Source organism: Elusimicrobiota bacterium, from assembly GCA_016706425.1.
Lineage (GTDB): Bacteria > Elusimicrobiota > Elusimicrobia > FEN-1173 > FEN-1173 > JADJJR01.
On record JADJJR010000001.1, the window covers coordinates 998529 to 1011626 of the forward strand.

The 13098-nt window shown below is 64.9% G+C and carries 12 protein-coding genes, 1 tRNA gene and 1 other RNA gene; all 14 read left to right on the forward strand.

Going from position 1 to position 13098, the window contains the following annotated elements; genetic code table 11:
* Position 1: 1 nt before the first annotated feature.
* The 14 genes from IPI56_04095 to rpsI all read left to right on the forward strand — a co-directional run bounded on the left by IPI56_04095 (position 2) and on the right by rpsI (position 13098).
* Complete coding sequence (locus tag IPI56_04095) at positions 2-235, forward strand: hypothetical protein (GenBank protein MBK7544923.1); 234 nt, start codon at positions 2-4, stop codon at positions 233-235.
* Positions 232-1065, forward strand: coding sequence for an alpha/beta fold hydrolase (locus tag IPI56_04100; GenBank protein ID MBK7544924.1), 834 nt, complete (start codon positions 232-234; stop codon positions 1063-1065). The genes IPI56_04095 and IPI56_04100 overlap by 4 nt, the downstream gene beginning before the upstream one ends.
* Positions 1066-1117: 52 nt before the next feature.
* Positions 1118-1189: transfer RNA gene (locus tag IPI56_04105), tRNA-Val, on the forward strand.
* Positions 1190-1217: 28 nt separating this feature from the next.
* A complete protein-coding gene (locus IPI56_04110) occupies positions 1218-1952 on the forward strand; it encodes a hypothetical protein (GenBank protein MBK7544925.1) in 735 nt (244 codons plus the stop codon).
* A 10-nt stretch (positions 1953-1962) separates the two neighbouring features.
* On the forward strand, positions 1963-2406 hold the full coding sequence (locus tag IPI56_04115; protein ID MBK7544926.1) for a ribonuclease HI family protein: 444 nt from the start codon (positions 1963-1965) through the stop codon (positions 2404-2406).
* Between the two features lies 1 nt (position 2407).
* Positions 2408-2814: RNase P RNA component class A (gene rnpB / locus IPI56_04120), an RNA gene on the forward strand.
* A gap of 57 nt (positions 2815-2871) precedes the next feature.
* The gene (locus IPI56_04125) at positions 2872-4488 is read left to right on the forward strand and encodes a glycosyltransferase family 39 protein (GenBank protein ID MBK7544927.1); all 1617 of its coding nucleotides are present in this window, start codon (positions 2872-2874) and stop codon (positions 4486-4488) included.
* A 21-nt stretch (positions 4489-4509) separates the two neighbouring features.
* Positions 4510-5484: a response regulator gene (locus IPI56_04130; protein ID MBK7544928.1), complete on the forward strand. Its 975-nt coding sequence runs from the start codon at positions 4510-4512 to the stop codon at positions 5482-5484.
* A complete protein-coding gene (locus IPI56_04135) occupies positions 5477-6286 on the forward strand; it encodes an NAD(+)/NADH kinase (GenBank protein ID MBK7544929.1) in 810 nt (269 codons plus the stop codon). The genes IPI56_04130 and IPI56_04135 overlap by 8 nt, the downstream gene beginning before the upstream one ends.
* A gap of 2 nt (positions 6287-6288) precedes the next feature.
* Positions 6289-7962: a DNA repair protein RecN gene (gene recN / locus IPI56_04140; protein MBK7544930.1), complete on the forward strand. Its 1674-nt coding sequence runs from the start codon at positions 6289-6291 to the stop codon at positions 7960-7962.
* A 9-nt stretch (positions 7963-7971) separates the two neighbouring features.
* Entirely contained in the window at positions 7972-11547 is a 3576-nt protein-coding gene (locus IPI56_04145; protein MBK7544931.1) for a 2-oxoacid:acceptor oxidoreductase family protein, read from the forward strand.
* Between the two features lie 17 nt (positions 11548-11564).
* On the forward strand, positions 11565-12146 hold the full coding sequence (locus IPI56_04150) for an N-acetyltransferase (GenBank protein MBK7544932.1): 582 nt from the start codon (positions 11565-11567) through the stop codon (positions 12144-12146).
* A 34-nt stretch (positions 12147-12180) separates the two neighbouring features.
* Complete coding sequence (gene rplM / locus IPI56_04155) at positions 12181-12666, forward strand: 50S ribosomal protein L13 (protein MBK7544933.1); 486 nt, start codon at positions 12181-12183, stop codon at positions 12664-12666.
* A 12-nt stretch (positions 12667-12678) separates the two neighbouring features.
* Positions 12679-13098 carry a 30S ribosomal protein S9 gene (rpsI, locus tag IPI56_04160; GenBank protein ID MBK7544934.1) on the forward strand — a complete coding sequence of 140 codons (420 nt, stop codon included), beginning with the start codon at positions 12679-12681 and terminating at the stop codon, positions 13096-13098.

A 13098-nucleotide genomic window follows, 5' to 3' on the forward strand; every position in this document is an offset into this window, starting at 1 on the left:
TGTGAACACAAGCTCGGATCGAACGCCTGAACGCGGTCGTTTGGAAATTTGCCTAAGGGGGGTGGCCGCCCTCATGACATTGGTGTTGGCCGGTCTGTCCCTCCTTTTCATTTTCGACCTCGTGACTTTGAGTATTCTCAAGATTTATGTTGTTCGGGTCCTCCTGGCCGCCGGGGTCGTGGTCGCGGCGGGCGCCGTGCTCTCCGTCCTCCTCGGGCGGGGGCCCCGGCGTTGACCCCCGGTCTCCGCAAAATCTCCGGGGTCCTCGTGCATTTCCTTTTGCTGGCCGCCGGGGTCGTTTTCGGGGTGTGGGCGCTGTTCAACCTCTATCTCTATGTCCACCAGGAGCGCCTTCTTTTCTACCCCACCCCCATGGCGGAGAGTGCCCGTATGGTCTTTCCGGCGCCCTTTGAAGAGCATTTCATTCCCGTTGAGGGAGCGCGACTGCACGCCCTGCGGTTCCCCGTGCCCCGCCCCCGGGGGGTCGTCCTTTTCTTTCATGGCAACGCCGGGAATTTGGCCGGCTGGGGCGCGGCCATGGGCCCTTTTATCGCCCGGGGGTACGACGCCGTGTTCGTGGATTACCGGGGTTTCGGCAAAAGCGGCGGGCGCATTCAAAGCCAGGCCCAGTTGTTGGCCGACGCCGAGGCGGTCTATCAATGGGTCTTGGCCCGGACTCCCGAAGACCGGGTGGTTTTGGTCGGTCGTTCCCTGGGCTCCGGCGTGGCGGTCCATTTGGCGTCCCGGCACCGGCCGCGGTTGCTCCTTTTGCAATCGGCCTATGTGAGCATGTTGGACGTCAAGCGGCGGATTTACCCCTACGTACCGGGGTTCGTGCTTCGATATCCGATGCGCAGCGACCGGTGGATCGGGTCGGTGGGGTGTCCGGTTTTCTTGATCCACGGGCGGCGCGACGAACTCATCCCGTTTTCCTCGAGCGAACGGTTGTTGCCGTTGATTCGGACCGAAAAAAGGTTGTTCCCGGTGGACGCCGGGCACGACGACCTGGCCGAGGGGTTGGATTACGAAGCCGCGTTGGACGCGATCCTGGACCCGCGCTCCTGAGCGTTCCGACCCCGGATGGAAAATGATACAATGCCGCCTTCGTCCGTCGCGCGGGCGGTTAGCTCAGCGGCAGAGCGTTCGCCTCACACGCGAAAGGTCATAGGTTCAATCCCTATACCGCCCACGCGACGGATGACATCCCGGAGGCCCTCTTGAACGACGCCATTCTCGGTCTGGTGCGGTTGCAGGAATTGGACAAGGAGCTCGACGTCCTCCGCCGGCACGCCGCCAAAATCGGTCCCCAACGCGAGGCCGTGGCCGTTCGCCGAGCCGCCCTCCTCGCCCAACACGCGCACTCCAAAAAAAACCTGATCGACGCCCAGGTCCAAAAAAAGAACCTGGAAATGGACATCGACGCCAAAGACCAGGTGATTCGAAAAAGTTCGGGGGAATTGAACAGCGTCAAATCGAACGACGCTTACAAAGTCCTCCTCACCCAGATTGAAGCCGCCAAAAAAGAAAAATCCGCCATCGAGGACCAGGTCCTCGTGTTGATGGAGACCATCGACGGCCTGCAAAAAGCGGCGAAATCCGTTGAAGCGGAACATCAAAGGCAGTGCGCCGCGTTGGACGCCGAAGACGCCGCCTTGAACGAGCAAGAGGCGGCGGACAAATCCCAGGCCGAAGCCAAACACGCCGAACGGGAGGCCTTCGCCGCCGGTTTGCCGAACGCCGCCCGCGAACGCTACGATTCCATTCAACGGGGCCGGCCCGGGTTTCAAGCCGTGGTCCCGTTCCAGGATATGATCTGCGGCGGTTGCCACACGGGCCTCACGGCCAGCCTGCTCAACGAAGTGATGAAGGGCAAGGAATTGGTGGCCTGCGAAAGCTGTTCACGGCTCCTTTACATACCCCCCAAACCCGCCGACACGGCGGTACCCCAATAAACTTTTCTCGATGACGGCGCCGTCCTGGGTGGCCTATTGCGATGGCGCCTCCCGGGGCAACCCGGGGCCGGCGGCCTTTGGCCTGGTCGTGCTGGATCCGTCGGGACGGCGGGCCGGGGAGTGGGGAATCGCCCTGGGCGTGAACACCAACCAAGTGGCCGAATACGAGGGCGTGATCCGCGCGCTCAAAGAGTTGCGGGCCCTGGGGGCGCGGCGCGCGGTGGTCAAAACCGATTCGCAGTTCGTCGTTCGCCAGTTCACCGGCGAGTACCGCGCCAAGGACGAGCGCATGAAAGCGCTGTTGGCCCGGGCGCGGGGCTTGGCCGCGGATTTTGAATCGCTGACGTTGAGGCACATCGCGCGTTCGAGCGAACCGGGCAACGTGCGGGCGGACGCCTTGGCCAACAGGGCCCTGGACGCCGGGGGAACCGGGGCCGCCGAAACGTCGATTTGATTTGAACGGTCGCCGGACCGCTCCGCCGAAGATGGGCGGAGAGGAAAGTCCGAGCTCCACAGGGCCGGGCGCTTTCTAACGGAAAGGCGGGGGTCGGCGTTTCCCCCGACGGAAAGTGCCACAGAAAACAAACCGCCCACGTCCGCCGCGAGGCGGGCCGGCAAGGGTGAAAACGGGAGGTAAGAGCTCCCGGCTTCGCGTCGAGAGGCGCGGGGCGGCAAACCCCGCCCGGAGCAAGGCCAAGAGGGAACGGTTCGCGAGAAGGCGTCGGCCCGACGCCGCCCCGTCTTCGGACGGGCCCGTTTCCGGTGGGCCGCTTGAGCGGCGCGGCAACGCGCCGCCCAGAGAAATGGTCCGGCCCCGCGCTCGGCGCGGGGACAGAACTCGGTGTACAGGCCGTTCAAACGCCAACGGGCCGTCGGCCGCCAAACGACCGACGGCCCCGCTTTTTCTATAATGTCCCCGGTGAAAAAAATCCCCCCCGCCGTTTGGGTGTTCCTCCTTCCCCTGGCCCTCGGGGCGCCTTTCGTGGGCCGGGCCTATTTCGTCGATGACCATTACCACGTCTTGATGGCCCGGGGCCTCTTGGACCACCCCGCCCGCCCTTACGATTTTGTGGCCGATGACGCGGGGCCGGCCCACCGCGGGTGGGAACGGGGCCAGCCGCCCCGCATGGTCAATCCGCCCCTCCACCATTACGCCCTGGCTTTTTTTTGGAAAATCACAAACGGCCGTCTGTGGGCCGTTCGTTTGTTGTCCCTCCTCTTTTCCGGAGGCGCGGCCTTGATGGTTTTTCTCTTGGCCCGTCGGTTCGTCGTCCCGCCGATTCCCGCCGCGGTGCTGTCCGCTTTGGCGCCGGCGTTTTGGCTTTCGTCCTATGGGCTTCTCATCGATTCCACGATGCTGTTCTTTTTCCTCGCGGGCCTCTGGGCCTGGACGGAGGGACTGGCCCGGCGGTCGATGGGGTGGTTGACGGGCGCGGGCGTCGCGATCGGGTTGGCGGTGCTGGCCAAGTACACCGCGGGGTACGCGGGGGTTTTGGCCCTGTTGTATTGGGCCCTGGCCGGCCCGCGGCCCCGTTGGAAAACGGCGCCGCTTTTCCTCGGGATCCCCGCCGCCGTTCTGGGGGCGTGGAGCCTCTGGAACGTCGCCACCTACGGCGCGCCGCATTTCACCGAATCCTCCAAGCGCGTGATGCAATCGTTCGCCTGGTCCCACGTCGTCGTCTTTCTCTCTTTTTTGACGGGGTCCCTGGGAATCCCCTTTTTTCTTGCGCCCCGAACCCGTCGGGGCGTGGGCGTCGCCGGAATGGCCGCGGGGGCTCTGATCGTTTTTTTTGTTCTCGCGGGTTTCACGCCCTTTCAAAGCGTTTTTTTCGCGCTGTTGGTGGTGTTGGGCGCGGTGTTCCTGGGGGGCCTCTGGATCGTTGCGGGCCGGTCCCGTTTTCCGGGGGATCGTTTTCTGGGGCTTTGGCTGCTGTTGGGGACGGTGCAGATGATTTGGGTGATGCAATGGGTGGCCGCCCGTTATTACCTGACCCTTTTGCCGCCGGCGGTGTTCCTGTTTTTGCGCGCGCTGGGGGAGCGGCGGGCCCAGGCGCCGGAAGCCTTTGGCCGCGCGGTGGCGCGGACGGCCGTTGCCCTCTTTGTCTTCGGGAGCGGATTGGCCGCGGCCGATTGGTTCCAGGCGCAAACGGGACGCCGGATCGCCGCCGACCTGCGCGCGGATGCCCCCGCGGCGCCGTCCGGGCGGAAGTTTATTTTGTGGGACTCCTTTCGGGCGGGGGACCTGCTGAAAGGCGATGGATGGCGGCCGGCTTTCCCCGAAACGGTTTTCCAGCCCGGGGACCTCTTGCTCCGGCCGGAAGTCATCATGCCGCCTTGGTGGTTTGGGGAACGCCGCCCGCCCCTGGCCTTGAGGAAAATTTACGATTACCCATCGGCTTATCCGGTGCGGGTCATGGACAACCGCGGGGCCGCGGGCTTTTACGCCTCGGCCTGGGGGCCGTTGCCGTTCACCCTCAGCCGGTCCCCGTTGGAGCGGTACGGGTTGTTCGAGGTCCTGTCGAAGGAAAACCCATGAGAATCTGGTATTATTGACCCCATGACGACCCGAGGGGCGGGCGACTCCACCATCCTGATCGCCGACGACGATCAAACCGCGCGAAGATTCCTTGAATCCCTGTTGAACGCCGAGGGGTACCGTGTGGCGGTGGCCCAGGACGGTCTGGAGGCGTTGGAGCGGATCCAGGAAAGCCGTCCCGATCTGTGCATCGTCGACTTCGACATGCCCCGGATGAACGGCCTCGAAACCTGCCGCCGAATCAAAGGAACCCACGAAACGCGGTTGCTCCCCGTCATTTTGGTGACGGGCCTCCTTCCCGAGGACGAGAAAACCCGCGCCATCGGGGCCGGGTGCGACGATTTTCTTCCCAAACCCTACGAAACGGACGCCCTGTTGTCGCGGGTCCGGTCTTTGTTGCGCATCAAAAGCCTCACCGACGAGCTGGAAGACGCCGAGGACATCCTCATGACGTTGGTCCGCACCATCGAGGCCAAGGACCGCTACACCCTGGGCCACGCCGACCGGGTGGGTCGTTACGCCGTGGCGCTCGGCCGGGCCCTGGGGTGCAACGCTTTCGAGCTGGAAACCTTGCGCAAGGGGGGCGTTCTCCACGACATCGGCAAGCTGGGCATTCCGGACGTGATTTTGCAGAAGGCCGGGCCGCTGGACGACCACGAGTGGGAGGTCATGCGCAAGCACCCGCTCATCGGGTGCGAAATCTGCCAGCGCTTGAAAAGCCTCGACGACATTTTGCCCATCATCCGCCACCATCACGAATGCCTGGACGGCACCGGGTACCCCGACGGCAAGCGGGCCGTTGAAATCCCGAAGTTGGTGCGCATCGTCAACGTGGTCGACATTTACGACGCGCTCACCTCGCGCCGCAGCTACAAGGAAGCCTACCCCGTCGGGAAAGCGTTTCAAACCATGTGGGAGGAAGTCGAGCGCGGTTGGTGGGACGGCGACGTCGTCAAAGTGTGGGAAGAACTGGTGAAGCGGGAGCACGTTGGCTAACGCGATCCAAGCGGTGTCCCTTTTTTGCAACCGCGAAAAGCCGGAGGCCCGCCGGGCCCTGGCCGAAGCCCGCGCCTATCTGAACCGCCGGGGAGTGAGGGTTGTTTCGGAAGAGCGGGTGGGGGCCGCCCAAGCCGCCGTCTCTTTTGGCGGGGACGGCACGTTGCTCTCGGCCGCGCGCCGGGCCGCGCCGCACAACGTGCCCGTGTTGGGCGTCAATTTGGGGCGCCTGGGGTTTTTGACGTCGACCGATGTGGCGAACGCGCGGTCGGTGCTCGCCCGGTTGATCGCGGGCCGTCTGGAGGCGGACAGCCGCATGATGCTCGAGGCCCAGACCTCCCAAGGCGTCCCGCGGCCGGGCGTCAACGATTGCGTGATCGAAGGCACCGCCCGCGGGCGGGTCGTGCGGTTGGCGGTGAGCGTCAATGGGCACGCGCTGGGCGATTACGTGGCCGACGGCCTGATCGTCTCGACCCCGACGGGATCGACCGCCTATTCCATGGCCGCCGGCGGGCCCATCGCGACGCCGGAAATGGACCTTTTGGTCGTCACGCCCATTTGCCCGCATTCCCTGAGCCAACGGCCTTTGCTTTTGCCGGCCAGCGCCGTGATCGAGGTGCGGTTGCGGCCCCGCCGGCCCGAGGAGCGTTTGAGCGTCTCCCTGGATGGCCAGGATCATTTCACCCTCGGCTCCGCCGACCGGGTGGTGGTCCGGCGGTCGCCGGCGCGGTTGCGGATTTTGTCCGACGGCCGAAAGCCCTATTTCGACGTGCTGCGGGACAAATTGCGGTGGGGGGATTGATCGTGTTGACCGAACTGTCGGTGCGCAACCTCGCTTTGTTGGAAGACGCCCGCCTGGAATTCGCCCCGGGTTTCCTGGTCTTGACCGGGGAAACCGGCGCGGGCAAAAGTATCCTCCTCGACGCGCTGGGCCTCGCCTTGGGCCGCCGCGCCGACCCGGGGCAAATACGCCAGGGGGCCGACCGGTTGTCGGTCGCGGTGCGCTTCCGTTTGTCGGGCCAGCGCCTCTCCGCCTTGTTGAAGGAATTGGGTTTGGAGGGGGACGACGACGCTCTCGTGTTGCGCCGCGAGGTGGACGCCGGGGGGAAATCCCGCGCGTTCGTCAACGACCACCCCGTGAGCGCCGCCACCCTCGCGCGGTTGGGCGAACGGCTCGTTTTCATCCACGGGCAAAACGAGCACCAGTTGCTCCTCAAGGCCTCCGAGCAACGGGACGCGGTGGACGATTTCGGTTCCCTGGAGGCCGAACGCGCGGCCGTGGCCGCGGCCCATGGCGCGTGGCGCGCCGCCGTCGAAGAACGGGACGCCCTGGCGCTTTCGGAGCAGGAGCGGTCCCAGCGGCTGGATCTTTACCGGTTTCAAAAACAGGAGTTGGACCAGGCCGATCCCCGGCCGGAGGAAGAAGCGGAGTTGGAGGGCCGGTTGCCGCAATTGAAAAACGCCGCGCGCTTGCGCGAGGTGGCCCAAGAGGCCCACGGGGTCTTGACCGCCCAGGAATCATCGGCGGTGGATCTGTTGAGGCGCGTCCAGCGCGATGTGGAAACCCTGCGCGGTCTCGGGGCGCCGCTGGGGGACGAGGCGGATCTCTTGGCGGGCGCGTTGATCCCCCTGGAAGAGGTGTCCCGCCGCCTCGAGGCCTACGCCGACGGATTGGAATCGGACCCGGCGAAACTCGACGCCCTCCTGGGGCGGCTCGATGCGCTCGCGAAGCTTAAGCGCAAGTACGGACCCACCTTGGCCGACGTGGTGGCGCACCGGCGGCGGGTGGAGGAGGCTCTGGGACGCCTGGACAACCTGGAGGGACGGGGGCGGGACGCCGCGCGGCGCCTGGACGAGACGCAGATGGAATTGTCCCGCCGGTCCGCCGTGTTGAGCGACGCCCGCCGCCGCGCGGCGAAAAAAATGGCGACGGCGGTGCAAAAGGAATTCAAAGACGTGGGGTTGCCCCACGCCCGGTTCGACATCGCGGTGGACAGCGCGCCCGACACTTTCACCGAAACCGGGGTCGACCGTGTGACGTTCGTTTTCGCCCCGAACCCCGGGGAGGGGCACCGCCCGTTGGCGGAGGTCGCCTCCGGCGGGGAACTGTCGCGCGTCATGCTGGCGTTGGAAAGCGCCGCCGCGCGCTCGGACGGGCCCCCGGTCCTCATTTTCGATGAGATCGACGCGGGGGTCGGCGGCACCCTGGGCGCGGTCCTGGGGAAAAAGTTGGCCGAATTGGCCGAGGGGCGTCAGGTGCTTTGCATCACCCATCTGGCGACCATCGCCGCGCGGGCCGACGGCCATTGGTCCGTTTCAAAGGAAGTGAAAAACGACCGAACCCGGACACGGGTGCGGGGTTTGACCGACGAAGAGCGGGTGGTGGAAATCGCCCGCCTGTTCGGCACCGCCGGCGACACCGCCGATGTGGGATTGCGCCACGCCCGGGAGCTTCTCGGCGCGTCGCGCCGTTCCTAAGGAGATTTTGTGGACAAACGATTTTTGAAGGAAGAGGGCGTCGCGCCCTACACCGGCAACGAGTTGATCCTCAAGGGGGCCCTGGAGGGGGGCGTCGCCCTTTTGACCGGCTACCCGGGCTCCCCCGTGTCCGAGGTTTTCGACGCCATCACGCGGGTATCGGATCTCCTGTTGGAAAAAGGCATCGTCGCCCAAATGGCGAACAACGAAGGGCTGGCCGCGGCGCGGCTCAACGGCGCGCGCTTGGCGGGCCTGCGGGCCCTCGCCGTCATGAAATCCGTGGGCATGCACGTGGCCGCCGATGGGTTGGCCATCGGCAATCTGGCCGAATCGAAAAAACCCGAGGGCGGCGCGCTCGTCATCGTCGGCGACGACCCCTGGAACGAAACCACCCAGATCAACTCCGACTCCCGTTTCTTGAGCCTTCACCTCCACATGCCGGTCATCGAGCCGGCGACGTTCCAGGAATTGAAGGATTGGATTCGGGAGGCTTTTGAACTTTCCGGCGCTTCCGACCTTTACCTGACGATGGTCCTGACGACGAACCAGGCCGACGGGGGGGGGTCCGTCCAGTGCCGGCCCAATTTGTACCCGCGGCTCAATCACCACCACCGGGCGACCCTGTCCAGCGCCCAACTGCCCGTGGACCATACGGTCATGATTCCGCCCCACACTTCCCTGCGGGAAGCCACTTTGGCGTCGCGGTTCGAACGCCTTCTGGACGCGGTGCGGGCGCGGGGGTTGAACCGCGTCGACCCGGCCTCCGGGGCCGATCGACCGACGGTGGGGTTCGTCACGGCCGGTTTGTCGTATTGCTACCTTGCCCAGGCCCTGCGGGAGATGGGGCTGGAGGGGCGCTTCCCGATTTTGAAGTTCGGCGTCACCTACCCCTTGGACGAGGCGTTGTTGGTGGATTTCGCCGCCGGGGTGGACCACCTCGTGGTTGTTGAGGAAAAGCGCGACTTTTTGGAGACCCAGGTGCTACGCGCGCTCCAGCGCGCCCGCCAGGAGGGGCGCGCCCCGCGCGTTCCGGCCGTGTGGGGAAAAAAGTTCCCCGACGAAAAAGAGGGGTTTCCCGTGGTGCGCGGCCTCAACAGTTCGATCGTTTTCGAAAAACTCCACCCGCTCCTGAGCACTCTGGCGCCCGCGGCCGCCGCGGCCGCGCGGGCCACCGCCGAACCGGTCCTGGCGCTGATTCAAGACGCCGGCCGGCGCGTGGTGTCGATCCCGGTGCGCACGCCGACGTTTTGCCCCGGCTGCCCCCACCGGGACTCTTCCACCGTGGCCAAAGCATTGAAAAAGGATTTTCTGAACGCCGACTACATGGCCGGCGAGGGGCGGGACCCCATGGACGTGATTTTCCACGGGGAGTCGGGGTGCCACTCCATGCTGCAGTTCGAACCCAACGTGGGCCTGATGCAGGACTATTCGGGCATGGGCTTGGGCGGCGGCACGGGCTCGGGAATGGATCCCTTCATTAAAAACAAACAGGTCGTCTTTTTGGGGGACTCCACGTTTTTCCATTCGGGCATGGTCGCGGTGTCGGATTCCATCAAGAACAACCAGGACATCACTTACATCATCCTGGAAAACGGCACGACGGCCATGACGGGCCATCAACCCACGCCGGGCTCCTCGTCCGACGTGCTGGCCCAGCGGACCTTCGCCCAAAACATCGAGCAGGTGGTGCGGGGTTTGTCCCGGGATTCCGTGCCCATTTTCCGCGTGAACCCCGGTTACCAAGACGCCTACCGGAAATTGCTTGAGGACGTGGTTCTCCGCCCGGGGGTTAAAATCATCATCGCCGATAAGGAGTGCGGCATCACCTACCAACGTCGCGTGCGCCGGGAAAAAAAGCGCGTCGTCAAAGAGCAGGGTTATTTGCCGGAAGAACGCTTTATCAACATCACCCCGGAGGTTTGTGAGACGTGCCTGGAGTGCACCAACGCCACGGGCTGCCCCGGCCTGGCCATCGAGGACACGTTGCACGGGCCGAAGATCGTGACCGACCGGTCCCTCTGCGTGTCCGACGGGGCCTGCGCCAAGGGCAAGGTCTGCCCTTCGTTTGAGGAAGTGATCGTCCACCGCCGCGCTCCCACCGCGGGCAAGGAGGGAACCGTTGACGAGACGCTCCCGTCCCGCGCCGCGCCGCGGCTCGAAGACACCTGGTATTGCTACACCGCGGGCGTGGGCGGGATGGGCTCGGGTGTCACCACGGGGATTCTGGTTCAAGCGGGTCTTCTGGAAGGTTACCACGTCCTGTTCGCCGACAAAAAGGGCCTGGCCATCCGCAACGGCGGGGTTTACGGGCATGTGATTTTTTCCCGGGAGCCCAAGATCCACGCGCCCCTCGTTCCCTACGGCCGGGCGGACCTTTTGTTGGGCATCGACCTGCTCGAAGCCGCCCGGGGGCTCGACAACCGCATGAACCTGCGGGTCGCCTCGCCGGGGCGCACCGACGCCGTCGTCAACACCCACAAGATGCCGACCGTCCGAACCCTGCTCGGGAAAGAGGATTTTTCGGTGGCGGGCCTCGAGGAGGCGATCAAGGCCGCCACCCGCGGGTATTTGGGGTTGGATTTCGCCGGCGTCTCCGAGGCCTATTTTGGAAACCGCCTGTACGCCAACGTGCTTTTGCTGGGCGCGGCCTACGAAAAGGGTCATCTGCCCTTGTCCATGGAGAATCTCAAAAAGGCCATCGCGCTGATGGTTCCGGTGCAGGATCGTGAGGAGAACCTGCGGGCCTTCGACGTGGGACGGCGGGCGGCGGCCCGGCCGGAGGAGTTCTCGGCCTTTTCGCCCCGTCTGCCCGGGTATTGGGAGGTTTTGGAGGACCGCGCCCAATTGCTGCGCGCGTCGCGCCCTCTCCGGGGGCGCGCCTGGTCCCGGGATTACCGCCGCGTGATGGACGAGGCCAGCCGCTGGATGGACCTGCCCGAGGCGGACCGCGCCCGCATGGCCCAATACGTCTACGACCTGATTCAATGGGGGGGGCCGTCCTACGCGCGCCGTTACCTGACGCGCCTGTGGGCGGTCTATAAAAAAGACACCCCCGCGCGCGGCCACCGCGCCACCCGCGCGGTGTTGGACAACCTGGCCCGGGTCATGGCCATCAAGGACGAAGTGTACGTGGCCCACCTCCTCACCTCGCCCGAAAAACGGCGTCGGGACCGTTCGCGCTACAACATCGATGAAAGCCGCGGCGACCGGCTCGAATACGTCCACCTCAACCGGCCCCGCTTCACGCTGTTCGGCCGGGACATTCAATTCGATTGGCGCTCCCGGGACTGGCAGTTGATGGTGATGAAGCGCCTGGGGGTGTTGCGGCGCCTGTTGCCCGCCTGGCACCGCCGCGAGCGGGAATTCCTGGAATGGTACGAGGGCGTGGTGGACGGGTTCAACCTTTTCACCGATGACGGGGCCTACGATCTTTATGTGGAAGCGCTGTCGGCCCCGGCCGAGGCGAAGGGTTACCGGGAGATCCGGTACCCCAAGATGGACGCCGTTCGTTCCCGGGTCGAGGAACTGCGGGCGCGCTGGAACGCCCGCGTCCCCGCGGGGGCGGCGCGCTCCGCCCAAAAATAGTATACTGACGTTTCCCCATGATCAAAGTCCGACGCGCGCGCATCGCGGACGTTCGTCCGATCCATAAATTGTTGGGAGTTTTCGCCGAAAAGCGGGAATTGTTGCCCCGCGCGATTTCGGAGTTGTACGAGAATCTCCAGCAGTTCCACGTCGCCGAGGACCGGGGGCGTGTGGTGGGTTGCTGTTCGCTCGCCGTGCAATGGGACAATTTGGCCGAGGTGAAAGCCCTGGCCGTCGACCCCGATTACCAGGGCCGCGGGCTGGGGCGGAAGCTGGTCGAAGCCTGCCTGAAAGACGCCGACACGCTGGGTGTCACCAAGGTGTTCGCCTTGACCATGAAAGACGGTTTCTTCGACAAAATCGGGTTCGACCGGGTGGTGAAGAACGCCCTCCCCCACAAGGTGTGGACGGAGTGTGTGCGATGCCCTTACTTCCCCGACACCTGCGTTGAAATCGCGATGGTGAAAACTTTGAGCGGTCCGGCGCCCGCGCCGGCGTTCAAGGCGGCCGATTTACCGGCGGACGGCACGGTGCCGGTGGAGCCCACGGGGTTTGCCCCGGTTCAGGACCGTCCGATGCGGCGCAGGAACAAAACTTGATTTTTACGAAAGGATTTCTTAAACTCTCTCTCCTATGTTAACCAAAACCACGCAACACCCAAAATCGGTGCCGGCCGTCCGCCGCTGGCACTTGGTCGACGCCGAGGGCGTCGCTCTCGGCCGCCTGGCTTCCCTGGCCGCCGAGCTCCTGCGCGGCAAAGGCAAGGCCGATTTCACCAACCACGTGGACCGGGGCGACGGCGTTGTCGTCGTCAACGCGTCCAAAGTCGTCTTGACCGGTAATAAAAAGACCCAAAAAATGGATTTTCGCGCCTCGGGGTACCGCGGCGGGCAAACCCTCACCCCCTACGGCCGCTTGTTGGAGCAAAAGCCGGAGCGCGCCGTGGAGTTGGCCGTGTCCGGCATGTTGCCCAAAAACCGTTTGCGCAGCCGGTTCATGCGACGCTTGAAAGTTTTCCGCAACGCCGACGGGGCCGGAAAATATCCCGTCGCCGTGACCGTTGACACAAAAAATCCCAAGAACAAATCCGGCGGGCCCTTTGTGGCCGCCGCGAAGTAGAGGCCCTTTCTTATGACCGAAGCGACGTTGGAAATCACCCGTCAAAACCCCCTTTGGGCGGTGGGACGGCGCAAGACCGCCATCGCGCGCGTGCGCGTGGTGCCCGGGGAAGGCCGCGTGGTGGTCAACGGCAAGGCGGTCGAGGAATTTTTCGGCGGCAACGAACGGCAAAAAGCGTCCGTGTTGGCGCCGTTGCGCGTTTCCAAGACCCTCGCCGGCTACGACGTGTTCGTCAGCAGCTCGGGCGGGGGCATCACCGGGCAGGCGGAAGCCATTCGCTTGGGCATTTCCCGCGCCCTCGTGGAGATGGACCCCAAGCTCCGCGGCCCGTTGCGTGCCAAGGGTTTCCTCACCCGCGACCCGCGTATGGTGGAGCGCAAGAAACCCGGCCAACCCAAGGCCCGCAAGCGCTACCAACACTCCAAACGGTAA